Raw genomic sequence first — 24,107 nt, 5'->3', positions numbered from 1 at the left:
GGCGGGCACGTCCGGGAGTATCCGCGTCGCCCCAGCACCCGGGCCCGGCGGGAGTACCGTGGTGCGGTGGCCACGCTGTCCTCCCTCCTGCGCCGCGGCCTCCTCGGTCGCCCCGTGACGTCGCACGCCGCCGACGAGCCCCGCATGAACCGGTGGCGGGCGCTGCCTGTGACGTCGTCGAACGCCTTGTCCTCCCTCGCCTACGCCCCGGACGAGATCATCCTCACCCTGGTCGCCGCCGGCACGTCCGCGCTCGCGCTCGGACCCGCCGTCGGCTGGGCCGTCGTCGCGGTGATGCTGCTCATCGTCGCGTCCTTCCGCGCCGCGGTCGCCGCCGTTCCGCACGGCGGCATCTACCACATGGCCGGCACGAAGTTCGGCCCGAGGGCCGGTGTCGTCGCCTCGGCCGCGCTCCTGCTGGACTTCGTGTTCACCGCCGCGGTCTCCGTGGCCGCCTTCGCCCACTTCGTGGCGGCGCTGGCCCCCGGACTCACCGTCGGCAGCCGCGTGCTGGTGGCCTCGGCCGCGCTCGCGGGCGTGCTGCTGGCCGCGCTCCGCGGGGTGCGGCTGTCCCGGTGGGTGCTGCCCGTGCTCGTGAGCGTGTTCGTCACCCTGACCGCGCTGCTCGTCCTGGTGGGTCTGTGGCAGGAGGGCCGTGGGCTGCTCGGCGCGGCGCCGACGGCCGGGTGGACGCAGGAGGGCGCCGGGGTCGGCGGGACCGTCGGCACCGTGGCGACGGCGCTGCTCGCCCTGCGCGCGTTCAGCGCGGGATCGGTGCTGCTCACCGGCGTCGAGGTGCCGGTCTCGAGCACCCGCCTGATGGCCCGGCCGGCCGTGCCCACGGTGCGGTGGGTGCTCACCGTGATGGCCCTCACCCTCGGCGCGCTGACCGTGGGCGTCATGCACCTGGCCCAGCGCACCGGCGTCGTCGTCGGGCTGGAGCTGGAGAACCTCCGGGACGCCGCGGGCGCGGAGGTCACGCCCGACCGCGCCCCCGCCCCCGTCCTCGCGCAGCTCGCGGACACCGTGTACGGCCCGGGCAGCGTCCTGTCCGTCGCCACCATCGCGGCCACCGCCCTGCTCCTGCTGTTCGCGGCCAAGTCGGCGTTCCGCTCGTTCCCCGCCCTGGCCGCGCGCGTGGCCGAGGACGGCTACCTGCCCCGGCAGCTGAGGGTCCGCAGCGACCGGCTCGTGCACACGTGGAGCGTCCTCGGGATGGGGGCCGTGGCCCTCTCGCTCGTGCTGTTCTTCGAGGCCCGGACCGCCCTGCTCGTGCAGCTCTACGTCATCGGCGTGCTCCTGGCCTTCACGCTCGCGCAGGCCGGCATGCTGCGGCTGTGGCGCCGTCGGCTCGTGCATACGCCGGGCGCCCGGGCCCGCGCGGCCGTCCGGCTGCGCCTGATCATCACGGCGGTGGCCTGGGTGGTCACGGCGCTGGCGGGCGTCGTCGTCCTGGTCACCCGCTTCACGCAGGGCGCGTGGGTGGCGCTGCTGGCGATCGTGCTCGGCTCGCTGGTGATGGGGCGGATCCGCCGCCACTACGCGGACGTGGACCGCGAGCTCGCACCGGACCCCCAGGACGACGCGCGGGCCCTGCCCTCGCGGGTCCACGTGGTGGTCGTCGTGACCACGCTGGACCGGCCGGCACTGCGGGCGCTGGCCTACGCCCGCGCGTCGCGGCCGTCCTCGCTCGAGGCCGTCGTCGTGGACGCCGAGCGCGCCGCCACCCTGGAGGTGATCGACGCCTGGGAGCGTGCCGGCCTGCCGATGTCGCTCACCGTGATCGCCTCGCCCTACCGCGACACGGTGGCCCCCCTGGTGCGGCATGTGCGCGAGCACCGACGCCGCTCCCCGCGGGACCTGACCATGGTGTTCATCCCGGAGTACGTGGTCCGGCCCGGCTGGCGCACGCTCCTGCACAACCGGACCGCCACCCGCCAGACGCGGCGGCTGCAGCGGGAGCCGGGCGTGATGGTGGGCTCGGTGCCGTGGCAGGTCCACGAGGGCCAGGGCTCCTGACCGCCCCGGCGCCCCCGGCGAGCGGCGGATGACGCCGTCCGACGGCGCGCCCAAGATCGAGGCGACACAGCCGCATCGGTCTGCAAGGATGGTGATGATCTGACCAGACGACGCTCAGGGCAAGACCTGAAGCGCGCTGCGATGCGAGAGGAGCCAGACATGGCAGTCGTCGACACGTCCACAGACGTCACCGGGATCGGGGGGACCATCGAGGTGGAGGTCGGGGCCATGGCCCACGGCGGCCACTGCGTGGCCCGGCACGAGGGGCGGGTCGTCTTCGTGCGTCACGCCGTCCCCGGCGAGAAGGTCCGGGTGACCCTGACCGAGGCCGAGGAGGGCGCCCGCTTCTGGCGCGGCGACGTCGTGGAGGTGCTGCGGCCCTCCGAGTTCCGCCGCATCCACCAGTGGAAGCTCGCGGACATGCTGCGCGCCCACGCCTCGGGCCGCCCGCCCGTGGGCGGCGCCGAGTTCGGCCACATCGTGGTCCCGCACCAGCGCCGGCTCAAGGCCCAGGTCTTCCGGGACACGGTGCACCGCATCGCCGACCTCGCGGTGGAGCCGGGGGTGTGCTTCGCCGGCTCCGAGGACGAGCCCACCGGCCAGCGCTGGCGGACCCGCAACGCGTTCGCGGTGACCCCTCAGGGGCACATCGCGATGCACGCCTACCGTTCGGCGACCCTCCTGCCCGTGCGCAACATGCCGCTCGGCGTGCCCGCCCTCGACGCACTCGCCCTGTGGGACTGGGACTTCACCGGGGCGGCCCGCGTGGACGTCGCGACGCCGGCCTCCGGCTCCCGCCCCCTCGTGCTGGTGACGCCCACCCCGCAGACGCGGGTGGACGAGGTCAAGCTCGGCCGGCTGCGCACCCGGATCCGCCAGGCGGCCAATGCGTGCGGCGTGGACGTCTCCACCGGCCTGGCCCTGCCGGGCCCGAAGCAGTTCCTGCCGGTCAAGGTCGAGCGCATCACCGGGAAGACCTGGGTCGAGGAGACCGTGGAGTCCGAGCGCGGCGGCACCAAGCGCTTCCGCGTCACGGGTGACGGCTTCTGGCAGGTCCACCAGCACGCCCCGGCCACCCTCGTGGACGCGGTGCTCGAGGACGCCCGCGTCGAGCCGGGCCAGGTCGTGGCCGACCTCTACGGCGGCGCCGGCCTCTTCAGTGCGTACCTGGCGGACGCCGTGGGCCCCGAGGGCCGCGTGTACTCGGTGGAGGCCTCCCGCCGGGCCTCGAAGGACGCCCGCCGCAACCTGCACGAGCAGCCGCAGGCCTCCGTGCTCAACGGCCCCACGGACAAGGTGCTCGGCAGCTGGCTGAAGTACCCCGAGCGCCCCGTGGCCGACGGCGGCCTCGGCGGTGCCGCACTGGACACCGTCGTCCTGGACCCGCCACGGGCCGGCGCGGGTCGGCGGGCGATCGAGCGCATCCTCGCGCTCGAGCCGGGCCGCATCGTGTACGTCTCGTGCGACCCCGCCTCGTTCGCCCGCGACCTGGCGTGGCTGCGCGACGGCGGCTACGAGGTGGAGCGCGCCCGCGTGGTCGACCTCTACCCGGACACGCACCACCTCGAGTCGGTGACCGCGCTGGTGCCGGCCGCCCAGAGCGCCCCGACCGCGGCCGTCGTCGAGATCTGACCCGGCATCCGCGCGGCGGCCTGCGGGCCGCCGCGCGCCATGCCCGCGTCACACGGGACCGGCGCGGTACCCTGGGACGCAGTGCGGCACCTGTGACGCAGACGACGCCCGTCCCGGACGGTGCGCGGTCCGCGGCCGCGGGTGACCACCCCCCACTGGACGAGCGCCCGGAGGAAACCGGGCGGGAAGAGGAGTCCTCTCGTGACCACCGTCGACAGCTTCGGCTCCAAGGGCGTCCTGGACGTCCAGGGCGTCGAGTATGAGATTTTCCGTCTGAACAAGGTCGAGGGGGCGCAGAAGCTGCCCTACTCCCTGAAGGTGCTGCTGGAGAACCTGCTGCGCACCGAGGACGGCGCCAACGTGACCGCCGACCAGATCAAGGCCCTGGCCGCCTGGGACCCGAATGCCCAGCCGGACACCGAGATCCAGTTCACGCCGGCGCGCGTGATCATGCAGGACTTCACCGGCGTGCCCTGCGTCGTGGACCTGGCCACCATGCGTGAGGACATCCAGGGCCTGGGCGGCGACCCGGAGCGCGTGAACCCGCTCTCCCCGGCCGAGCTCGTGATCGACCACTCCGTGCAGATCGACTTCTTCGGCAACGACGCCGCCATCGAGCGGAACATGGAGATCGAGTACGAGCGCAACGGGGAGCGCTACAAGTTCCTGCGCTGGGGCCAGACCGCCTTCGACGACTTCAAGGTCGTCCCCCCGGGCATGGGCATCGTCCACCAGGTCAACATCGAGAACCTGGCCCGCACCGTGATGACCCGCGAGGTCGACGGCGTGCTGCGCGCCTACCCGGACTCCTGCGTCGGCACCGACTCGCACACCACCATGGTCAACGGCCTGGGCGTGCTCGGCTGGGGCGTCGGCGGCATCGAGGCCGAGGCCGCGATGCTCGGGCAGCCCGTGTCCATGCTGATCCCGCGGGTCGTGGGCTTCAAGCTGACCGGCAGCATCCCCTCCGGCGCCACCGCGACCGACGTCGTGCTGACCATCACCGAGATGCTCCGCCAGCACGGCGTGGTCGGCAAGTTCGTCGAGTTCTACGGCGAGGGCGTCGGCTCCGTGCCCCTGGCCAACCGCGCCACCATCGGCAACATGTCGCCCGAGTTCGGCTCCACCGTCGCGATCTTCCCGATCGACGAGGTCACCCTCGACTACCTGCGCCTGACCGGTCGCTCCGAGGAGCAGGTCGCCCTCGTGGAGGCCTACACCAAGGAGCAGGGGATGTGGCACGACCCGTCCTCCGAGGTCGCCTACTCCGAGTACCTCGAGCTGGACCTGTCCACCGTGGTGCCCTCCATCTCCGGCCCGAAGCGCCCCCAGGACCGCATCGAGCTCACTGACGCCAAGGACCAGTTCCGCAAGGACCTGCACAACTACGCCACGCAGGACGAGGCCGGCAAGGGCCGCCCGTCCAAGCTCGTGGACGTGGTCATGGCGGACGGCCGCCAGTTCCAGCTGGACCACGGCGCCGTGTCCATCGCCTCGATCACCTCGTGCACCAACACGTCCAACCCGTCCGTGATGATGGCGGCCGGCGTGCTGGCCCGCAACGCTGTCGCCAAGGGCCTGAAGTCCAAGCCGTGGGTGAAGACCTCCGTGGCCCCGGGCTCCCGCGTGGTGACCGACTACTACGAGAAGTCCGGGCTGCGCGAGTCCCTCAACGACCTCGGCTTCAACGTGGTCGGCTACGGCTGCACCACCTGCATCGGCAACTCCGGCCCGCTGGAGTCCGAGATCTCCGAGGCCATCCAGGAGAACGACCTGGCCGTGACCGCGGTGCTCTCCGGCAACCGCAACTTCGAGGGCCGCATCAACCCGGACGTGAAGATGAACTACCTGGCCTCCCCGCCGCTGGTGGTCGCCTACGCCCTGGCCGGCACCATGGACTTCGACTTCAAGAACGAGGCCCTGGGCCAGGACACCGCGGGCAACGACGTCTTCCTCCAGGACATCTGGCCGGACCCGACCGAGGTCCAGAAGATCATCGACGCGTCGATCGACACCGAGATGTTCATCTCGCAGTACGCCACGATCTTCGACGGCGACGAGCGCTGGCAGTCCCTGGAGACCCCCTCGGGCTCCACCTTCGAGTGGGACGAGAAGTCCACCTACGTGCGCAAGCCCCCGTACTTCGAGGGCATGACCATGCAGCCGGACCCGGTGTCGGACATCTCCGGCGCCCGCGTCCTGCTCAAGCTGGGCGACTCCGTGACCACGGACCACATCTCCCCGGCCGGCTCCTTCACGGCGGACACCCCGGCGGGCCGCTACCTGCTGGAGCACGGCGTGCAGCGCAAGGACTTCAACTCCTACGGCTCCCGTCGCGGCAACCACGAGGTGATGATCCGCGGCACGTTCGCGAACATCCGCATCAAGAACCAGCTGCTCGACGGCGTGGAGGGCGGCTTCACCCGCGACTTCACCCAGGAGGGCGCCCCGCAGGCCTACGTGTACGACGCGGCGCAGAACTACGCCAAGCAGGGCATCCCGCTGGTGGTCCTGGCCGGCAAGGAGTACGGTTCCGGCTCCTCCCGTGACTGGGCGGCCAAGGGCACCGCGCTCCTGGGCGTCAAGGCGGTGATCACCGAGTCCTTCGAGCGCATCCACCGCTCGAACCTCATCGGCATGGGCGTGCTGCCGCTGCAGTTCCCGGAGGGTGAGAACGCCGACTCGCTGGGCCTGACCGGCACCGAGACCTTCGACATCTCCGGCATCACCGCCCTCAACGAGGGCACCACGCCGAAGACCGTGAAGGTCACGGCCACCGGCGAGGACGGCAAGGTCACCGAGTTCGACGCGGTCGTCCGCATCGACACCCCCGGTGAGGCCGAGTACTACCGCAACGGCGGCATCCTGCAGTACGTGCTCCGTCAGATCGCCGCGAAGTCCTGATCCACGGGACACCGCCCGCGCGTGGGCATCACGACGGCGGCCCGCCGCCCTCCGCACGGAGGGCGGCGGGCCGCCGTCGTCGTGGGCGCCGGGGCCGACGCCGCCGCCTGCGTCCCGCCCGGGTGCGGACCCGCGGAGTACGCTGGTCGGACCATGGAACATCTGCCCCCCACGAGCCCCGGCGCCCCGCTGCTGCCGCAGATCGCCCGCCCGGCGGACCTGTCGGCCCTCACGGAGGACCAGTTGACCGCGCTGGCGGCGGAGATCCGCGCCTACCTGATCGCCCACGTCTCCAAGACGGGCGGCCACCTCGGACCGAATCTGGGCGTCGTCGAGCTGACGCTGGCCGTGCACCGCGTGTTCGAATCGCCGAAGGACGCGGTCATCTTCGACACTGGCCACCAGTCGTACGTGCACAAGCTGCTCACCGGACGCCAGGACTTCACGACGCTCCGTCAGGAGGGGGGCCTGTCCGGCTACGGTGACCGCACCGAGTCCGAGCACGACGTGGTGGAGTCCTCGCACGCCTCCAGCTCGCTCTCCTGGGCGGATGGCATCGCGCGGGCCTGGGCGCAGACCGGGCAGGGGGACCGCACCGTGGTGGCCGTGATCGGCGACGGCGCGCTCACGGGGGGCATGGCCTGGGAGGCGGTCAACAACATCGCCGCCGGCCGGGATCGGCGCGTGGTGATCGTGGTCAACGACAACGGCCGCTCGTATGCGCCCACGGTGGGCGGCGTCGCCGAGCACCTGGGCGGACTGCGCCGCGGGGTGCTGGACAAGGTGCGCACCCACCACCGCTACGAGCAGACCCTCGACTACCTCAAGCGCCGCCTCCAGGAGGCCGGCCTCGCGGGTGAGCTGGTGTACCGGCCGCTGCACGCGGCGAAGAAGGGCCTCAAGGACCTCTGGGCGCCGCAGGGCCTGTTCGAGGACCTGGGCATGAAGTACATCGGCCCGGTGGACGGTCACGACCTCACCGCCATGGAGGAGGCCCTCGAGGACGCGCGGGCGTACGGCGGGCCCGTGATCGTCCACGCGATGACCGAGAAGGGGCACGGCTACGCGCCGGCGGTCGCGCACGAGGCGGACCAGTTCCACGCGATCGGCGTGATCGACCCCTCCACGGGCGAGCCCATCACCTCGTCGACGGCCCAGTCCTGGACCTCCGTGTTCGGCGAGGAGATGGTCGCGATCGCGGACGAGCGGCCGGACGTCGTGGCCATCACCGCCGCCATGCAGAACCCCGTGGGCCTGGCCCCGATGGCGCTGGCCCATCCGGACCGGGTGTTCGACGTCGGCATCGCCGAGCAGCACGCGGTCACCTCGGCCGCCGGCATGGCCTTCGGTGGTCTGCACCCCGTGGTGGCCGTCTACGCGACCTTCCTCAACCGCGCGTACGACCAGGTGCTCATGGACGTGGGCCTGCACCGTGCAGGCGTGACGTTCGTGCTGGACCGCGCGGGCGTCACCGGGCCGGACGGCCCGAGCCACCACGGCATGTGGGACCTGGCCCTGCTGCAGTCGGTGCCGGGGCTGCGGATCTCCGCGCCCCGCGACGCGGACACGCTCCGGGAGGAGCTGCGCGAGGCCGTCGCCGTCGAGGACGCGCCCACCGTGGTGCGGTTCGCGAAGGGCTCGGTCGGCGAGTCGGTGCGCGCCCTGGAGCGGCTGTCGGACGGGACGGACGTGCTCGCCCGGCGCGGCGAGGACGGCGGACGCGACGGCGCCGAGCGGGACGTGCTGATCGTGGCGGTGGGCGCGATGGCCGAGCTCAGCCTCGACGTCGCCGAACGGCTCGAGCGGCACGGCATCAGCGCCACGGTGATCGACCCGCGGTGGGTCCTGCCCGTGGCCCGGTCCGTGATCGACACGGCCGCCCGCCACCGGATCGTCGTGTGCCTCGAGGACGGGGTGCGGGCCGGCGGCGTCGGCTCGCGGATCCGCCAGGAGATGCGTGCGGCCGGCGTGGACACCGCCCTGAACGAGGTCGGCCTGCCCGTCGAGTTCCTCGCCCACGGCAGCCGCGAGCAGGTGCTGGCCCGCGTGGGCCTCACGGCGCAGCGCATCACCCAGGACACCGTCGCCCAGGTCCTCGGCGCCAAGGTCCCGTACGCCCGGCCCGTCCCCGAGGACGCGGTCGCCCCTCACCACCAGGAGCAGGCATGAGCATCGTCCGGCTGTACCGTGAGACCGTCGGCGACGACGGCGCCCGGCTCTTCGAATACCGCGAGGCATGGGCGGACGCGGAGGCCGGGGAGTTCGTGGTCCACCACGGCAGGGTCGGCCAGCCCGGCACCGTCGGGGAGCAGCCCCTGGCCGACCCTGCCGAGGGCGATCAGCTGCTGGCCGCGTTCGTGGCACAGGGCGCGGAGGAGGGCTTCACCGAGGCGGACCCCGCGACCTTCGCCGTGCTGCCGGTGGCCTACCGGCTCCGCGGCCGGGAGGCCACGGCGATCGAGCGGCGCACCGTCGAGCGGCTGCGCGTCGAGGTGACCCACCAGCTCGCCTGGCGCGGTCTCGGCGAGGTCGAGGACGTCGTCGACGAGGTCGGTGCCCTCGTGCTGCGCGTGCGCACCCCCCACGCCCGCAAGGCCGCCGCCGAGATCCCGGCGACCGCCAAGCGCGCCGACGGCGTGCAGCCGAACAAGGTGGACGTCCGCACCGCAGAGCAGGAGGGCTGAACCGTGCGCCACACCCGTCTCGGCCGCTCCGGGCTGACCGTGTCCGTCGTCGGCCTGGGGTGCAACAACCTCGGCCGCCCCGGCACCGCCACGCTCGATCAGGCCGGCACAGACGCCGTCGTCCACGCCGCGCTCGACGCCGGCATCACCTTCTTCGACGTCGCCGACATCTACGGCGCCGAGCCCGGCCTGTCCGAGGAGCGGCTCGGCCGCGCCCTGGGCGCCCGCCGCGACGAGGTGGTGATCGGCACCAAGTTCGGCATGGACATGGGCGGTGTCGCCGGCGACGACGGCGGCGCGCGGGGCTCGCGCCGGTACATCGTGCGCGCCGTCGAGGACTCCCTGCGCCGTCTCGGCACCGACTGGATCGACCTCTACCAGTTCCACACCCCGGACCCGGCCACGCCCATCCAGGAGACCCTCCGTGCGCTCGACGACCTCGTGCGCTCCGGCAAGGTCCGCTACGTGGGCCACTCGAACCGGGCCGGGTGGCAGATCGCCCAGGCCGAGTACGTGGCCCGCGAGCTGGGCGTGGAGCGCTTCGTGTCGGCGCAGAACCACTACAACCTGCTGGACCGCCGGGCCGAGCTCGAGGTGGTCCCGGCGGCGGCGGAGTTCGGGCTCGGCGTCCTGCCGTACTTCCCGCTGGCCAACGGGCTGCTCACGGGCAAGTACTCGCAGGGCGACGCGCCCGAGGGCTCGCGCCTGTCCCACGTGCGCCAGAACATGGTGGCCGACGCCGACCTGGAGCAGCTGGCCGCGTTCGGCCGGTTCGCCCGGGAGCGGGGGATCACCGAGGTTCAGGCCGCGATCGGGTGGCTGGCGGCGCAGGGACCGGTGTCCTCCGTGATCGCCGGCGCCACCCGTGCCGCGCAGGTCGTGGAGAACGCGGCGGCGGCCGACTGGCTCGCCACCGCGGAGGACCTGGCGGAGCTGGACGCCCTGTTCCCGGGCCCGGAGAAGGTCGCGCTCTTCTGATGGTCGCCGCGCTGAGCGGCGCGGCCGCCGCGGCGGCCGCCAACCCGCTCGTGCCGACGCCGGGGGAGGCCGCCCTGGGCTGGGGCCTGTCCGTCGTGGCCGGCGTGCTGTGGGTGGCCGGCTTCGTCTCGCTGGGCCGCAGCCCCCTGGACGCCCGGGCGCGCCTGCCATGGGTCGGCGTCATGCTGCTGCTGCCCGCGCTGGGAGCGCTCATCTGGTTCTGGTGGCGGCACCGCTACTACCCGGCCCGGCGGCGCGAGCAGCCGGCGTGGGACCCCAACGACCGCTCCGCCGTCGTGATGCCCCCACGGCGGCGCTACGGCGCGCCGGAGGACTGAGCAGGGCTCAGAGCTTGACGACGATGCGGTCGTCGACGACGGCCGCATCGTAGTCCATGAGGGCCTTGCGGGCCGGGCCGCCGAACGGCTTCCCCGAGGTGACGTCGAAGTGCGAGCCGTGGCAGGGGCAGGCGTAGGCCGGCCCCTCCTGCCGGTCCACGACCTGGAGCAGGCAGCCCTGGTGCGTGCACACGTTGGTGAAGGCGGTCACCGTGGTCTCGTCCACGCGGTGCATCATCAGCGTCCGGCCCTGCACCTGCACCTCCCGGGAGGCGCCCACGGGCAGCTCGGCGGCGGGCAGCGCGTCGACGGCGTCGGAGCCGGTGTAGTGGTCCTGCGCGGTGTCCTTCTCGCGCAGCCGGTCCGTGCAGCCGGCCAGCGCGAGTGCGCCGGCACCCGCGGCGGCGACGGCGGCGCCGCGGCCCAGGACGGTGCGGCGGGAGGTGTCCGGGCGGGCGTGGTCGCCGCAGCAGCCGGACCGGGAGGAGTTCGGGGTGAGGGGGGAGTCCTGCGTGGTCATCGACCCATTATCGCCCGTGGCGAGGGCGGATGCGACCGGGCCCGACGGGTGCGAGGATCGGGGGGACGGACCCCCCCAGCCCCCAGGAGCACCGCCGTGACCGACCCCGCCCCGTGCCCCACCGGCGCCGCCCGCTTCGACCTCACCCCCTTCGAACGGTGGGAGGCCGTGACCCTCGACGACGTGCACGTCGGCTTCCTGCACCGGGTGCTGGAGGACGGCGTGCTGACCACCCGCATGGGCTTCGCCCCCACGCCCGCCCAGCGCGCCGCCCGCGGTGGACTGCCCGAGCGCTACCTGGCCCAGACGCAGGTCGGCTTCACGCCCGACGGCGGCGGATGGGCGTGGACGACCCACGAGGACTCCGCCGGCGCCCAGCGGGTGCGCATCGACCGCGAGCGGGCCGGCATCGACGCCGCGGTGCTGCCCTCGTACGCGGAGTACCTCATCCTCGCGCGGGTCGCCGCCGCGGGCCCGCTCGCCGTGGACCGGCTCGAGGAGGCCTCGCCCCTGCAGGGCGGGCTGCGCGTGCCCCGCGTCGAGCTGCGCCCGGCGGACGCGGGCGGGTCGGACGTGCGGGTGGCCGTCGTCGCGGACGGCGTGGAGCTGGGGGCGCACCTCGTGCGCGAGGGCGCCGTGGTCGCCTCCGACTGGGGCGGGGGCACCGCCTCGACCCCCGTGGCCGACCGGGCCGCGGCGACCGCCGGGCTCGACGCGCACGTGGTGACGTTCGCCGGGCTGCCGATCGCCTGAGTCGCCGGCCGGGCCGTCGCGGCCGGCCCGGCCGGGGCCGGTCAGGCCTGCGCGGCCGGGTGGAAGCGCCGCCCGTTCACCCGTTCGGCGGCCCCGCAGTCGTCCAGGTACGGCGTGATGCCGCCCAGGTGCAGGGGCCAGCCGGCGCCGAGGATCATGCACAGGTCCACGTCCTCGGGGGCCGCGACGACGCCCTCGTCCAGGAGCAGGCCGATCTCCTCGGCCAGCGCGTCCTCGACCCGGCGCAGCAGCTCCTCGGAGGTCTGCGGGGTCGAGCCCTGCTCCAGCAGGGCCGCGGTCGCCTCCGGGATCTGCTCGCCGGTCGCGCCGGCGGCCTCCTCGTCGCGCCGGTCGGGGCGGACGTCCTTGGCCCAGATCGCGGTCTTGCCGGCGTCGATCAGGCGCTGCAGGTTCGCCGAGACCGGGAAGCGCTCCGCGCCGAAGGACGCGGAGAGGGACTCGGACACGTGCTGGGCCACGGGGATGCCGACCATGGCCAGCAGGGTGAACGGCGTCATCGGCAGGGCCAGCGGGTCCACCGCGTGGTCGGCCTCGTGCGCGTCGGTGCCCTCGTCGAAGGAGTTCTGCACCTCGCCCATCATGCGCAGCAGGACGCGGTTGACCACGAACGCGGTGGCGTCGTGGACGAGCACGCCGGTCTTGCGGAGCCGGCGGGTCAGTTCGAACGCGGTGGCCACGACCTCGTCCGTCGTCGCCTCGGTCCGCACGATCTCCACGAGCGGCATGACCGCCACCGGGTTGAAGAAGTGGAAGCCCACGAGGCGCTCGGGATGCTCGAGGACCTCGGCCATGGCGGCCACGGACAGGCTCGAGGTGTTGGTCATCAGGATGGCGTCCTCACGCACGATGCCCTCGAGCTCGCGGAAGACGGTGCGCTTGACCTCGAGCTCCTCGAAGACGGCCTCGATGACGACGTCGGCGTCCGCGTACACCGCCTTGTCCGTGTCCGCGGTGATCAACCCGGCCAAGGCCTCTCCGTCCTCGGCGGAGAGCCGACCACGGGAGACCATCTTCTCGACCTGCGCGCGCACGCCCGCCAGGCCGCGCTCGACACGCTCGGCGTCGACGTCCGTCATGACGACGGGCACCCGCAGGTGCCGGGCGAAGACGAGGGCGAGCTGGCCGGCCATCAGGCCTGCACCGACGATGCCGACCTTGCGGACCTCGCGGGCGAGCTCGCGGCCCGGGTCGCCGGCGGGGCGCTTGGCGCGGCCCTGGACGAGGCCGAGGAACGCGTACACGGTGCGGCGGAACTCGGGGGAGTGCAGCAGGGTCCCGAGGGCGTCCGCCTCGGCCTGGGCGGACTCGGCGCGGGTGCGCGTGCGGGCGCCGGTGAACAGGTCCTCCAGGTGGCGGCGTGCCGGCAGGTGGCGTCCGGGGCGAGCGGCCTGCAGCCGCTCCAGCGCCGCCAGGGCACGGTCCCAGGCGGCGTCGGACACGTCGCGGTCGCGGTGGGCGGCCAGTTCGGCCGCCACGGACTCGTCCCCCGTGACCAGGGCGCCGGCGAGCTCGAGGCCGGCGTCGAGGAGGTCCCCCTCGGCGATCCGGTCCATGAGCCCGAGTCCGTGCGCGGCGCGGGCGTCGAGCATGCGGTTGTCGTCGAGGGGGTTCTTCAGCACGACGTCGACGGCGGCCTCCGGGCCGATCAGGTGGGGCACGCGCCACACGCCGGACCAGCCGGGGATCAGGCCGAGCCGGACCTCGGGCAGGCCGAAGCCCTTCGCGTCGGCGGCCACCACGCGGTGTCCGGCGGCCAGGGCCAGCTCGAGGCCGCCGCCGAGGGCGAGGCCGTTCACGAGCGCGACCGTGGGGATCTCGAGGGCCGCGAGCCGGTCGTAGACGGCGTGGCCGAGCAGGGCCAGGTCGCGGCCGACGTCGCCGGTGATGCCCGCGATCAGGGACAGGTCCGCCCCGGCCGCGAAGGTCCCCTCCACGCCGGTCACGGCCAGGGCCTGGATCTCGCCCGCCGCGGCACGGGCGGCCTGCTCGTCGAGGACCCGGCCGAGGCCGAGGAGCGTGGCCGGGCCCAGGGTCGCGGGCCGGCGGGGTCCCTGTCCGTTGTCCAGCGTGAGCAGCGCGAGCGTGCCCGCGCCCTCGGGCAGGGCGTGGTCGGTCACGGTGACGGCGGTGACGACCTCGTCCGGGGCCAGGGCGGGCAGGTGGTCGAAGGAAGCAAGAGAAACGGGTGTCATGCGGGTCACACTACCGGCGGGTAGCCTCCGCGTCGACGCGGCGCGACGGGCCGATCCGGCGGGCCGCGACGGGGGCTCAGGCGTCGGCGGGATCGGGGTCCAGCAGCGCGACCGTGACGATCGCGCCGACGTTCTCCACCTGCCACGGGCGCGCGCCCCGCTCCGTCAGGAACGCGTCCACGGTCTCGGGGGTGATCGGGGCGGGCGGGGCCCAGCAGATCCGCCGGAGGGTGTCCGGGGTGAGGAGGTTCTCGGTGGGCATCCCCAGCTGTTCGGCCCGTCGGGCGACGCGGGCCTTGGCCGTGCGCAGGCGGCGGTCCGCCACCGGGTCCCGGTCCTTCCAGGCCCGGGGTGGGGGCGGGCCGTCCCCGGTGCGGATCTGCGCCGCGGGGGCGTCGCCCCGCTCGGCGTCCTCGACGCCGGCCCGGATCGCGGCGATCCAGCGCGGGGCCTCGCGGCTCGCGGCGCGGCCGTGGAAGCCGGAGGTCTGGCGCAGGGCGGGGACGGTGCGCGGCTGGGCGGCCGCGGCGGCGACGATCGACCGGTCCGGGATGAGCCGGCCGGGGGCGACGTCGCGGTGGCGGGCGAGGTCCTCGCGGGCCTCCCACAGGCGCTTGAGGACCGCGCGCTGCACGGGGCGGCGCAGCGTCTGGGAGCCCGAGGTGCCGCGCCAGGGGTCCTTCTTCGGCGCGGGCGGCGGGGCCGTGCGCACGTGCTCGAACTCCTGTTCGGCCCACGCGAGCTTGCCGTCGGCCTCGAGGCGCGCGATCAGGGCCTCGCGCAGCGGGACGAGCAGCTCGACGTCGAGCGCGGCGTAGGTGAGCATCGCCTCGGGCAGCGGACGCACCGACCAGTCGGCGGCGGAGTGCTCCTTGGCGAGGGTGACCCCGAGCAGCTCCTCCAGGACCGCGACCAGGCCGACGCGCGGCAGGCCGGCCACCCGGGCCGCGAGCTCGGTGTCGAACAGCCGGTCGGGGCGCAGTCCCTGCTCGGCCAGGCAGGGCAGGTCCTGGCTGGCCGCGTGCAGGATCCACTCGACGCCCGTGAGGGCCTCCTGCAGCGGGGCGAGCCCGTCGAGGGCTTCGGGGTCGACGAGCCAGATGCCGGCGCCCTCGCGCTTGAGCTGGACGAGCATGGCCCGCTGGCCGTACCGGATCCCGGAGGCGCGCTCCGCGTCGACGGCGACGGGCCCGGTCCCCGCGGCGAGCGCCGCGGCGCAGGCCTCCAGCCCCGCGGGGGTGTCGGTGAGCCGGGGGACTCCGCCGGCCGGTGTGGCGATCAGCCGCGGGGGCGCGTCCGGGGCGGCCGTCTCGGGGGCGTCGGTCATGCTGCTCCTGTTCGGGGAGGTCGGGGCGGGGACGGGCCGGGGCCCGGTGCGTCTCAGGCGCGGGCGCGCGGTCAGGGGCCGGCCGTGGAGACGTCCGCGGTGTGCTCCGGCGGCAGGCCGGCGAACGCGCAGATCATGTCCGACCATGCCTCGAGATGCGAGCCGAGGTCTCGCGGGGCCGGGGTCCATGAGGCGCGCAGCTCGATGTCGGTGGTGTCCGGGGCCGCACTGAGCGTCCCGAAGCCCTCCGCGATGCTGCGCGTCGCGGTGCCGCCGGCATGGGAGTGTTCGGCGTGGCGGCGCCCGAGCGCCTCCACGAGCCACGTCCAGGCGACGGCGCCGGCCAGCTGGTCCAGCGCGACGTCCGGTTCCAGGCTCGCACGGATCCAGGTCACCGCCCGGAATCCGCCCGGCCACCGGGTGTCCGGGGCCGGGTCGTGCAGGAGGACGAACCGCCCCGTGGCCAGCACGCCGCCGGTCGCGCCCGGCCCGCCGCACACGTCGGCGGCGAGGGCGACGGCGAAGGGCGCCTGCCCCTCGGGCGCTGGGATCTCCCGCAGCCGCACCTCGGTCCGCGGCCGCGCATCGCGCAGGTCCGCCAGGGCACGCCGGAACACCCCCGGCGGCACGGGCGCCTCGACCGCCCCGGGGGAGGCGGCGAGGCGACGGGGCCCGATCACGCTCATGCCCGTCAGCCTAGGCCGCGGGGCCCACCGGGCCGCGGGGGCGCGCCGTGGACGCCACGGCGCTCCCGCACCGGCTCAGCGCGCCCCGTCCGGGGCCGCCGCGTCGTCGGCGGGGGCCAGGCGCAGCGAGACCGAGTTGATGCAGTAGCGCAGGTCCGTGGGGGTGTCGTAGCCCTCGCCCGCGAAGACGTGACCCATGTGGGAGCCGCAGGCCGCGCACCGCACCTCGATCCGCTCCATGCCCAGGGTGGTGTCCTTCAGGTACTCCACCCGGTCCTCCGCGAGCGGCGCGAAGAACGAGGGCCAGCCGCAGTGCGCGTCGAACTTCTCGTCCGAGCGGAACAGCTCGGACCCGCACGCCCGGCACGCGTACACGCCCTTCACGTGCGAGTCCCAGTACTCACCGGTGAAGGGCCGCTCTGTGCCGGCCCGGCGCAGCACCTGGAACTCCTCGGGCGTGAGCCGTCGGGCCCACTCCTCGTCCGTCAGGCGGGTGCCGCCCGGGGCGGCCAGGGTCTGTTCGGGAGCCGGGGCGTCCCGCGCGGGGTCGGGGGTGGGGCCGTCATGGGGGGTGGGGGGAGTCTCGGTCATGCCCGGTGCAACGGTCCGGAGCGCCGTCGTGTTCCCGACCGGCGTCGCATTGGCGGGCGCGCCCGCCCGTGGAGGACAATGGCGCGCATGGCCGCACGACCCCGCCGTCCCCGTCCCCACCCCGCCGACCTGCCGCCCGCCCTGGCCGCCGCCGTCACCGTGGCATCCCGGCGGGCCGGGAGTCGCGAGTCCCGCGTCCGCCGAGCGGGCCGCCTGGTCCGCCGCGGAGTCACCGGATCGGTGCGCGGCGGCGTGGCCGTGGCCTCCCCGGTGGCCCGCTGGGCCCCGCCCGTGCTCAGCGTCGCCGCGGCCTCCGCCTTCGTGCTGGCCGGGGCGAGCTCGGCGCTCGCGGGCGTGTTCGCGCGGACCGTGGTGACCCCCGTGCGCCGGCACGCCGAGTCCACGCCGATCCTCGCCGTCGTCGACACGCCCGCCGGGCAGGACGTGATCCTGCAGGCCGACGAGTACACCACCGTGCCCGGCCAGTACTCCCTCACGTTCGACGACGGCGCCGGGTGCGCCCGGATCGGGGAGATCACCTCGTTCGACCCCCGGGACGGGACGGTGCAGCGCGGGGTCGAGGAGGTCTTCTCCGGTGATCTGACGACGGCGACCCGGGGCCGGTTCACCGGCTTCGTCTACCCGACCCCCGCCGACGCCGGGCTCGACGCCGAGGACGTGCAGGTGCCGGTGCCCGGCGGCCACGCCCGCGCATGGCGCATCGCGCCGGACCCCAGCGAGGACGGCGAGCCCCGTCCCGCGGAGGGGCTGTGGGCGGTGATGGTCCACGGCCGGGGCGCGCGCCGCAACGAGGGCATCCGCGCCGTCCCGACCGCCCGCCGCCTGGGCATGACGTCGCTGCTGATCTCCTACCGCAACGACGGCGACGCCCCGGACGCGGCCGACGCCCGCTACGGGCTCGGCACCACTGAATGGGAGGACGTCGAGGCCGCGATCCGCTACGCCCTGGACCATGGCGCCCGGGACGTCGTCCTCTTCGGCTGGTCCATGGGCGGGGCCGTGGTGCTGCAGACCGTGGACCGTTCCACGCTGGCCCCGCGCGTGCGCGGCGTGGTCCTGACGGGCCCCGTCGTGGACTGGGTGGACGTGCTGCGCCACCAGGCCCGGCTCAACCGGATCCCCGAAGCCGTGGGCCTGCTCGGCCAGTGGCTGCTGGCCAACCGGGCCGGCCGGTTCATCACGGGCCTGGCCGCCCCCGTGGACCTCAAGGCCCTGGACTGGGTGACCCGCGCCGACCACGTGCGCGTGCCCACGCTGATCCTGCACTCCGAGGACGATGAGTACGTGCCCGTCGGCCCCTCGCAGGACCTGGCCGAGCGCAACCCGGACCTGGTCCGGTTCGTCCGCTTCCACCAGGCCCGCCACACCCGGGAGCAGAACGTGGACCCGCGCAAGTGGGACACCGCCGTGCGCGGCTGGCTGCGCGCCGTGCTCAGCGCCCCCCGCCCCGGCGACAGGAGGCGCTGACCGCGCTCAGGCCGCGGCGTCCGCCAGTCCCCGACGGCGCAGCAGCGGCTCGAGCTCGGCGTCCCGGCCACGGAACGCGCGGTAGGACTCCAGCAGGTCACGCGTGTCGCCCCGCGAGAGCAGCTCGTCCGCGAACCGGCGGCCGTTCTCCCGCGTCATCCCGCCGTGCTCGCGGAACCACTCCACGGCGTCCGCGTCCAGCACCTCGGCCCACACATAGGAGTAGTACCCGGCCGCATAGCCGCCGCCGAAGATGTGCTTGAAGTAGCCGGTGCCGTAGCGCGGGGGCACCAGGTCCGGGTCGATGCCCGCCTCGATCAGCACCCGGCGCTCGAACGCGGCCGGGTCGGCCGTGGCGGCGTCCACCGTCTCCTCCGTCAGCGAGTGCCAGGCCCAGTCCACGAGCGTCGCACCCAGGTACTCGACCGTGCGGTGCCCCTCGCCCCACAGGTCCGCCGCCTCGAGCCGCTCCAGCGTCCCGGCCGGCAGCGGCTCGCCCGACTCCACGTGCCGCGCGTACGCGGCCAGCAGGGACGGCTCGCGCAGCCACACCTCGTTGACCTGCGACGGGAACTCGACGACGTCGCGCGGCACGTTCGTCCCGGTGAGCGAGGCGTACTCGCCCCGGGCCAGCAGCCCGTGCAGGGCGTGTCCGAACTCGTGGAACAGCGTCGTGGTCTCATCCAGCGTCAGCAGGGCCGGACGCCCCGCCGCCGGGGCCGGCACATTCATCGTGGTGAACACCACCGGGCGCTCGCCCAGGGCGTCCGCCCTGTCCCGCACCGTGTGCATCCAGGCGCCGCCGGACTTGGTCGGCCGCGCGAACAGGTCCGCGACGAACAGACCCACCCCGGCACTGTCCTCACCCGTCACCTCGAACACCCGGATCCCGGGGCGGTACAGGTGCCGCGCCAGCTCCGGGCGCTCGGCGAACGTGAGTCCGTACAGCGCCGTCGCCGCCGCGAACACGCCCTCCGTCAGCACCCGGTCCAGCTCGAAGTACGGGCGCAGGGCGTCCGCGTCCACCGCGAACTCCTCGCGCGCGTACGCCGCGGACAGCACCGGCCAGTCCCACGGGGCCACCTCGGCGTCCGCCCGGCCCGCGTGCGCCGCCGCCGTCGCCGCGTCCGCCCGCGCATTGGCCATCGCGCGCGGCGCCATCGCGCCCAGCAGATCCTCCACGGCCGCCGTCGACGGCGCCGCCCGGTCCTTCAGCGCCTGCTCGGCCCAGCTCTGTGCCCCCAGCAGCCGCGCCTTGCGCAGCCGCAGCCGCACCATCGCCATCGCCGTCGTCAGCGTCTCGTGCTCCCCGGACCCGCCCCGGGCCGTCGACGCCTCGAACACCTCGCGCCGCATCCCCTCGTCCTGCAGGGACGCCAGCCACGGCTGCGACGTGAACAGGGACAGCGTCAGCAGCCACGGACCCGCCGCCGCGTCCCCGTCCCCGTGCCCCGCCTCGGCGGCCGCCCCCGCCGCCGCGGCCAGGTCGTCCTCGCTCAGACCGGCCAGGCGCTCGCGGTCCGTGACGAGCACGGCGCGGGCGGCGGTGTCCGCGACGAGGCGGCGCGTGTAGGCGGCCGAGAGGGACGCCAGCTCCGTGTTGATCCCGCGCAGCTCCTCGCGCGCGGCCTCGTCCAGGTCCGCCCCCGCCAGGGAGAGGCGCAGTCGCAGCGTCTCCAGCAGGCGGGCGTCCTCGCCGGTGAGGCCGCCCTCGTCGATCGCCGCGACGCGCGAGGCCAGCCGCGGGTCCAGCAGGATCGCGTCCTCGTGGGCCGCGAGCTCGGGGGAGAGCTCCTCGGCCAGGGCCTGCCGCGCGTCCGTGCCGTCCGAGCCGACGAGCGTGAAGAACATCGCGGCGGAGCGGCGCAGCAGCTGGCCGGACAGCTCGAGCGCACGGACGGTGTTCTCGAAGGTCGGCGCCGTGGCCGCCCCGAGGATCTGGTCGACCTCGGCGCGCTGGGCCGTCATGCCCGCGCGCACGGCCTCGGCCAGCTGCGCGTCGGAGACGGCGGAGAAGTCGGGCAGCCCGTAGGGCAGGTCGGAGGGGGTCGCCAGCGGGTGGTCGGCGGGCAGGACGGAGGACGCGGAGGTGTGGGTCATGGGCGCGAGTGTAGTCAGCCGTGATCCGCACCACCCCACCGGGCGTCGCTAGACTGGGCGGTCGAGCCAGCAGACGAGATCCAGACCTGAGGAGGCGTGATGTCAGGACATTCCAAGTGGGCGACCACCAAGCACAAGAAGGCCGTCATCGACGCGCGGCGCGCCAAGGCGTTCGCGAAGTACATCAAGAACATCGAGGTCGCGGCGCGGGCCGGCGGCCCCGACGTCGCCGGCAACCCCGCGCTCGATCTGGCCGTGTCCAAGGCCAAGAAGGCCTCGGTGCCCAACGACAACATCGACCGCGCCGTCAAGCGCGGCGCCGGCCTGACCGGCGAGGTCATCGACTACGCCGAGATCATGTACGAGGTCCGCGGCCCCCAGGGCTCCGCGCTGCTGGTCGAGTGCCTGACCGACAACAAGAACCGCGCCGCCGCGGACGTGCGTGCGGCCGTCACCCGCAACGGCGGCACCATGGCGGACTCCGGCTCCGTCTCCTTCCTCTTCGAGCGCAAGGGCCTCGTGCGCCTGCCCGCCGAGGGCAACACCGAGGACGGCCTGCTCGAGGCCGTGCTCGAGGGCGGCGCCGACGCCGAGGAGGTCGTCCTCTCCGGCGACTCCTTCGAGATCCTCTCGGACCCCTCCGACCTGCAGTCCGTGGCCAAGGCCCTCGACGAGGCGGGCGTGGAGTACGAGTCCGACGAGCTCGAGTTCGTCCCCACCATGAAGGTGGACCTGGACGCGTCGGGCGCCCGCACCTTCCTCAGGCTGACCGATGCCCTCGAGGACCTCGACGACGTCCAGAACGTCTTCTCGAACGTGGACATCGCCCCCGAGGTCCTCGCCGAGCTCGACGAGGACTGATCGCGCTGAGTGCGCGCCGGCCCGCCGACGTCGTCCGGATCCTCGGGGTGGACCCGGGGCTCACCCGCTGCGGGATCGCCGTGGTGGACGTGGACGCGCGACGGCGGGCCGCGCTCGTCCACGTCGAGGTCGCGGGCACCCCGCCCACCGCCCCCCTGGACGAGCGGCTCCTGCGCATCGACGAGGCCGTCTCCGCGGTCCTCGCGGCGCACCGGCCAGACCGCGCCGCCGTCGAGCGCATGTTCGCGAACACGAACACGCCGACCGTCCTGGGCACGGCCCAAGCCGCGGGCGTGGCGATCGCCGCGGCCGCGCGCGCCGGCGTCCCCGTGGGCCTGCACACCCCCTCCGAGGTCAAGGCCGCCGTCACCGGACACGGCGACGCGGGCAAGGAGCAGGTCACCACGATGGTCACCCGGATCCTCCGCCTCGACGCCCCGCCGCGCCCGGCCGACGCGGCCGACGCCCTCGCCTTGGCCATCGCCCACGGCTGGCGCGGCACCGCCCTCGGCGCGGCCGCCGGCCAGACCGGCCTCGACACCGCGGACCTCGCCTCCCGGGCGGGGCGCTCGCAGTTCGCCGCCAAGGCGCCCGCGCGCGCCCGCCAGCGGGGACAGCTCACGGCCGCGCAGCGCGCATGGCTCGACGCCGAGCGCACGGCGGGCGGCGGGCGACGCCGGTAGGCCGCTGCCGCATCGGCGTTCGATGATATGTTCGAATCCGCGCCGACCGGCGTCCGTCCGTCCCGACAGGAGGGCCCCTCATGATCGCCTCGCTCAGCGGCACCGTGGAGCACGTGGCCCTCGACCGGGCGGTCATCGCCGTCGGCGGCCTGGGCGTGCAGTTCTCCGCCACCCCGCAGACGCTGTCCACCCTGCACGAGGGCCGGCCGGGGGCGGTGCAGACCCACCTCGTGGTCAAGGAGGACGCCCTGACCCTCTACGGCTTCGCGGACCGTGACGAGCGCGAGGTGTTCGAGGTGCTCATCACGGCCAACGGCGTGGGTCCCCGCCTCGCCCTGGCGATCCTCTCCGTCCACCACCCCGAGACCGTGCGCCGGGCGGTCACCGAGGAGGACGAGAAGACCCTCACCCGCGTGCCCGGCATCGGGCCGAAGATGGCGCGCAAGATCATCGTCGAGCTCTCCGGCCGCCTCGCACCCACCGGGGAGCCGGTGCCCGGGGCGGAGGCCGAGGCGAGCGACGAGCCGGCCGTCGAGACGGTCTGGCACGCCGACGTCGTGCAGGCGATGGCCGGCCTGGGCTGGTCCGAGAAGGAGGCGCTCAAGGCCGTCGAGGCCACCGTGGCGGCCCGCCCGGAGCTGGACGAGGGCCGCGACGTCGCCGCGCTGCTGCGCGCCACCCTGCGCGACGTCGGCATGGCCGGCGCGGTGCGAGGCGGGCGATGAGCGCGGAGTCCTCACCGCTGTCCGCGGCGGCCGTCGACCCGGAGGAGCGCCGGCTCGAGGTCGCGCTGCGCCCCAAGCACCTGGACGAGTTCGTGGGCCAGATGCGCGTGCGCGAGCAGCTGGACCTCATGCTCGCCTCCGCCCGGCTGCGGGACCGCGCCGCGGACCACGTCCTGCTCTCCGGCCCGCCCGGGCTCGGCAAGACCACGCTGGCGATGATCGTGGCCGCGGAGATGAACGCCCCCCTGCGGCTGTCCTCCGGCCCCGCGATCCAGCACGCGGGCGACCTCGCGGCCATCCTGTCCTCGCTCACCGAGGGCGAGGTGCTCTTCCTCGACGAGATCCACCGGATGTCCCGCCCGGCCGAGGAGATGCTCTACATGGCCATGGAGGACTTCCGCGTGGACATCGTGGTGGGCAAGGGCGCCGGCGCCACCTCGATCCCGCTCGAGCTGCCGCCCTTCACGCTCGTGGGCGCCACCACGCGGGCCGGCCTCCTGCCGGGGCCGCTGCGCGACCGCTTCGGCTTCACGGGCCATCTGGACTTCTACACCGAGGAGGAGCTCGAGCGCGTCCTGCGCCGCTCCGCCCTGCTGCTGGACATGCGGCTGGCCACGGAGGGGTACCGGCAGATCGCCCGGCGCTCGCGCGGCACCCCGCGCATCGCCAACCGCTTGCTGCGCCGTGTGCGGGACTGGGCGCTCGTGAAGGGGCTGGCCGAGGTCGGCGCGCACGACGCCGCCGCCGCCCTGGACATGTACGACGTCGACGGGCGTGGCCTGGACCGGCTCGACCGGTCCGTGCTCACCGCCCTGTGCACCACGTTCGGCGGCGGGCCCGTGGGGCTCAGCACGCTGGCCACCGCCGTGGGGGAGGAGTCCGAGACCGTGGAGACCGTGGCCGAGCCCTTCCTCATCCGCGAGGGCATGGTGGCGCGCACCCCCCGTGGCCGCGTCGCGCTGCCGGGGGCCTGGGAGCACCTAGGCCTCGCCGTCCCGGAGGCCACGCCGGGACCGTGACGCCCAGGGCGGGCCCCTACACTGGACAGGCCCGCCCACCCCGAGCATCAGGAGTCCCCCATGCCCGTCGCCACCGCCGCGACCCTGCCCGTGATCGCCCAGCAGGCCCAGGGAGGTGGCGGCAGCCTGCTCATGCTCGTCGCCTTCGCCGTGCTCGCGGTGATGCTCTTCCTCTCCTTCCGCAGGGGCAAGAAGGTGCAGCAGCAGCAGGCGCAGATGCGCAGCACCCTCGCCCCGGGCGACGAGGTCATGACGGGCGCCGGCATCTTCGGCACCGTCGTGGCCGTGGACACCGCGGGCCAGCGAGTGACGCTGGAGACCGCCCCGGGCACCCGCATGGACGTGCACCTGCAGGGCGTCACCACCGTCGTGGAGCCCGAGACGGCCGAGGCCCCGGCGGGTGTCGACCCCGCCGCCGCGCCCACCACGGACCCGTCGCGTCTGGATGACGCCCCCGGCACCGAGTACCGCGTCGACGACGCCGCCGACCCGCGTCCGCGCCGCGACGACCTGGCCTGAGGCCCACCCACCCCTGCACACGCGGCCCCGCCTGGCGGGGCCGCTCGAATGTGACGGAAGCACCTGA

20 protein-coding genes are annotated in these 24,107 nt (G+C 74.5%); 14 read left to right on the top strand and 6 right to left on the bottom strand.

The window, feature by feature from the left end; translation table 11 throughout:
* Positions 1-66: 66 nt before the first annotated feature.
* From MLUT_RS18040 to MLUT_RS18010, 7 genes are all read left to right on the top strand, one after another.
* Positions 67-2,019, top strand: a complete 1,953-nt coding sequence (locus MLUT_RS18040; protein ID WP_010078555.1) for an APC family permease — start codon at positions 67-69, stop codon at positions 2,017-2,019.
* A gap of 159 nt (positions 2,020-2,178) precedes the next feature.
* A complete protein-coding gene (locus MLUT_RS18035; RefSeq protein WP_010078556.1) occupies positions 2,179-3,651 on the top strand; it encodes a class I SAM-dependent RNA methyltransferase in 1,473 nt (490 codons plus the stop codon).
* 201 nt (positions 3,652-3,852) lie between these two features.
* Positions 3,853-6,555, top strand: coding sequence for an aconitate hydratase AcnA (gene acnA, locus MLUT_RS18030; protein WP_010078557.1), 2,703 nt, complete (start codon positions 3,853-3,855; stop codon positions 6,553-6,555).
* A 153-nt stretch (positions 6,556-6,708) separates the two neighbouring features.
* Positions 6,709-8,724, top strand: coding sequence for a 1-deoxy-D-xylulose-5-phosphate synthase (gene dxs / locus MLUT_RS18025; RefSeq protein WP_010078558.1), 2,016 nt, complete (start codon positions 6,709-6,711; stop codon positions 8,722-8,724).
* Positions 8,721-9,239 carry a hypothetical protein gene (locus MLUT_RS18020; RefSeq protein WP_010078559.1) on the top strand — a complete coding sequence of 173 codons (519 nt, stop codon included), beginning with the start codon at positions 8,721-8,723 and terminating at the stop codon, positions 9,237-9,239. The genes dxs and MLUT_RS18020 overlap by 4 nt, the downstream gene beginning before the upstream one ends.
* Positions 9,240-9,242: 3 nt before the next feature.
* Entirely contained in the window at positions 9,243-10,217 is a 975-nt protein-coding gene (locus MLUT_RS18015) for an aldo/keto reductase (protein ID WP_010078560.1), read from the top strand.
* On the top strand, positions 10,217-10,555 hold the full coding sequence (locus tag MLUT_RS18010) for a PLD nuclease N-terminal domain-containing protein (RefSeq protein WP_010078561.1): 339 nt from the start codon (positions 10,217-10,219) through the stop codon (positions 10,553-10,555). The genes MLUT_RS18015 and MLUT_RS18010 overlap by 1 nt, the downstream gene beginning before the upstream one ends.
* A 7-nt stretch (positions 10,556-10,562) precedes the next feature.
* Here MLUT_RS18010 and MLUT_RS18005 read toward each other — a convergent pair whose 3' ends face one another.
* Complete coding sequence (locus tag MLUT_RS18005; protein ID WP_010078562.1) at positions 10,563-11,075, bottom strand: Rieske (2Fe-2S) protein; 513 nt, start codon at positions 11,073-11,075, stop codon at positions 10,563-10,565.
* A gap of 96 nt (positions 11,076-11,171) precedes the next feature.
* On the opposite strand from MLUT_RS18005, the gene MLUT_RS18000 reads away from it, so the two are divergent.
* On the top strand, positions 11,172-11,828 hold the full coding sequence (locus MLUT_RS18000) for an AGE family epimerase/isomerase (RefSeq protein WP_010078563.1): 657 nt from the start codon (positions 11,172-11,174) through the stop codon (positions 11,826-11,828).
* A 41-nt stretch (positions 11,829-11,869) separates the two neighbouring features.
* On the opposite strand, the gene MLUT_RS17995 is transcribed toward MLUT_RS18000, so the two are convergent.
* From MLUT_RS17995 to msrB, 4 genes are all read right to left on the bottom strand, one after another.
* Positions 11,870-14,041: a 3-hydroxyacyl-CoA dehydrogenase NAD-binding domain-containing protein gene (locus tag MLUT_RS17995; protein ID WP_012750906.1), complete on the bottom strand. Its 2,172-nt coding sequence runs from the start codon at positions 14,039-14,041 to the stop codon at positions 11,870-11,872.
* Positions 14,042-14,117: 76 nt separating this feature from the next.
* Entirely contained in the window at positions 14,118-15,368 is a 1,251-nt protein-coding gene (locus MLUT_RS17990) for an HRDC domain-containing protein (RefSeq protein ID WP_012750905.1), read from the bottom strand.
* A 71-nt stretch (positions 15,369-15,439) separates the two neighbouring features.
* Positions 15,440-16,054, bottom strand: a complete 615-nt coding sequence (locus MLUT_RS17985) for a DUF3000 domain-containing protein (RefSeq protein WP_010078566.1) — start codon at positions 16,052-16,054, stop codon at positions 15,440-15,442.
* A 75-nt stretch (positions 16,055-16,129) separates the two neighbouring features.
* Positions 16,130-16,645: a peptide-methionine (R)-S-oxide reductase MsrB gene (msrB, locus tag MLUT_RS17980; RefSeq protein WP_010078567.1), complete on the bottom strand. Its 516-nt coding sequence runs from the start codon at positions 16,643-16,645 to the stop codon at positions 16,130-16,132.
* Positions 16,646-16,732: 87 nt separating this feature from the next.
* Between msrB and MLUT_RS17975 the strand changes: the two genes are divergently transcribed.
* On the top strand, positions 16,733-18,133 hold the full coding sequence (locus tag MLUT_RS17975; RefSeq protein WP_010078568.1) for an alpha/beta hydrolase family protein: 1,401 nt from the start codon (positions 16,733-16,735) through the stop codon (positions 18,131-18,133).
* A gap of 6 nt (positions 18,134-18,139) precedes the next feature.
* Here the strand turns inward: MLUT_RS17975 and MLUT_RS17970 are convergent, their stop codons facing one another.
* On the bottom strand, positions 18,140-20,233 hold the full coding sequence (locus MLUT_RS17970) for a M3 family metallopeptidase (RefSeq protein WP_012750904.1): 2,094 nt from the start codon (positions 20,231-20,233) through the stop codon (positions 18,140-18,142).
* A 99-nt stretch (positions 20,234-20,332) separates the two neighbouring features.
* Here MLUT_RS17970 and MLUT_RS17965 point away from each other — a divergent pair, with 99 nt between their 5' ends.
* From MLUT_RS17965 to yajC, 5 genes are all read left to right on the top strand, one after another.
* Positions 20,333-21,094: a YebC/PmpR family DNA-binding transcriptional regulator gene (locus MLUT_RS17965; protein WP_010078569.1), complete on the top strand. Its 762-nt coding sequence runs from the start codon at positions 20,333-20,335 to the stop codon at positions 21,092-21,094.
* 47 nt (positions 21,095-21,141) lie between these two features.
* Positions 21,142-21,777 carry a crossover junction endodeoxyribonuclease RuvC gene (ruvC, locus tag MLUT_RS17960; protein WP_012750903.1) on the top strand — a complete coding sequence of 212 codons (636 nt, stop codon included), beginning with the start codon at positions 21,142-21,144 and terminating at the stop codon, positions 21,775-21,777.
* An 80-nt stretch (positions 21,778-21,857) separates the two neighbouring features.
* Complete coding sequence (gene ruvA, locus MLUT_RS17955) at positions 21,858-22,502, top strand: Holliday junction branch migration protein RuvA (RefSeq protein ID WP_012750902.1); 645 nt, start codon at positions 21,858-21,860, stop codon at positions 22,500-22,502.
* Complete coding sequence (gene ruvB / locus MLUT_RS17950) at positions 22,499-23,521, top strand: Holliday junction branch migration DNA helicase RuvB (protein ID WP_010078572.1); 1,023 nt, start codon at positions 22,499-22,501, stop codon at positions 23,519-23,521. Before ruvA ends, ruvB begins: the two co-directional genes overlap by 4 nt.
* Before the next feature lie 60 nt (positions 23,522-23,581).
* Positions 23,582-24,040, top strand: a complete 459-nt coding sequence (yajC, locus tag MLUT_RS17945; protein ID WP_010078573.1) for a preprotein translocase subunit YajC — start codon at positions 23,582-23,584, stop codon at positions 24,038-24,040.
* Positions 24,041-24,107: the final 67 nt, after the last annotated feature.

The organism is Micrococcus luteus NCTC 2665 (genome assembly GCF_000023205.1).
In the GTDB taxonomy this organism is placed as follows: domain Bacteria; phylum Actinomycetota; class Actinomycetes; order Actinomycetales; family Micrococcaceae; genus Micrococcus; species Micrococcus luteus.
Note: the sequence above shows the minus strand (reverse complement) of the source record. Positions and strands in the feature narration are given on the sequence as shown.

Coding starts and splice junctions, on each gene's coding strand:
- MLUT_RS18035 (WP_010078556.1), top strand. CDS start 2,179: ATGGCAGTCGTCGACACGTCCACAGACGTCACCGGGATCGGGGGGACC.
- dxs (WP_010078558.1), top strand. CDS start 6,709: ATGGAACATCTGCCCCCCACGAGCCCCGGCGCCCCGCTGCTGCCGCAG.
- MLUT_RS18020 (WP_010078559.1), top strand. CDS start 8,721: ATGAGCATCGTCCGGCTGTACCGTGAGACCGTCGGCGACGACGGCGCC.
- MLUT_RS18010 (WP_010078561.1), top strand. CDS start 10,217: ATGGTCGCCGCGCTGAGCGGCGCGGCCGCCGCGGCGGCCGCCAACCCG.
- MLUT_RS18005 (WP_010078562.1), bottom strand. CDS start 11,075: ATGACCACGCAGGACTCCCCCCTCACCCCGAACTCCTCCCGGTCCGGC.
- MLUT_RS17995 (WP_012750906.1), bottom strand. CDS start 14,041: ATGACACCCGTTTCTCTTGCTTCCTTCGACCACCTGCCCGCCCTGGCC.
- MLUT_RS17990 (WP_012750905.1), bottom strand. CDS start 15,368: ATGACCGACGCCCCCGAGACGGCCGCCCCGGACGCGCCCCCGCGGCTG.
- MLUT_RS17985 (WP_010078566.1), bottom strand. CDS start 16,054: ATGAGCGTGATCGGGCCCCGTCGCCTCGCCGCCTCCCCCGGGGCGGTC.
- msrB (WP_010078567.1), bottom strand. CDS start 16,645: ATGACCGAGACTCCCCCCACCCCCCATGACGGCCCCACCCCCGACCCC.
- MLUT_RS17975 (WP_010078568.1), top strand. CDS start 16,733: ATGGCCGCACGACCCCGCCGTCCCCGTCCCCACCCCGCCGACCTGCCG.
- MLUT_RS17970 (WP_012750904.1), bottom strand. CDS start 20,233: ATGACCCACACCTCCGCGTCCTCCGTCCTGCCCGCCGACCACCCGCTG.
- MLUT_RS17965 (WP_010078569.1), top strand. CDS start 20,333: ATGTCAGGACATTCCAAGTGGGCGACCACCAAGCACAAGAAGGCCGTC.
- ruvA (WP_012750902.1), top strand. CDS start 21,858: ATGATCGCCTCGCTCAGCGGCACCGTGGAGCACGTGGCCCTCGACCGG.
- ruvB (WP_010078572.1), top strand. CDS start 22,499: ATGAGCGCGGAGTCCTCACCGCTGTCCGCGGCGGCCGTCGACCCGGAG.
- yajC (WP_010078573.1), top strand. CDS start 23,582: ATGCCCGTCGCCACCGCCGCGACCCTGCCCGTGATCGCCCAGCAGGCC.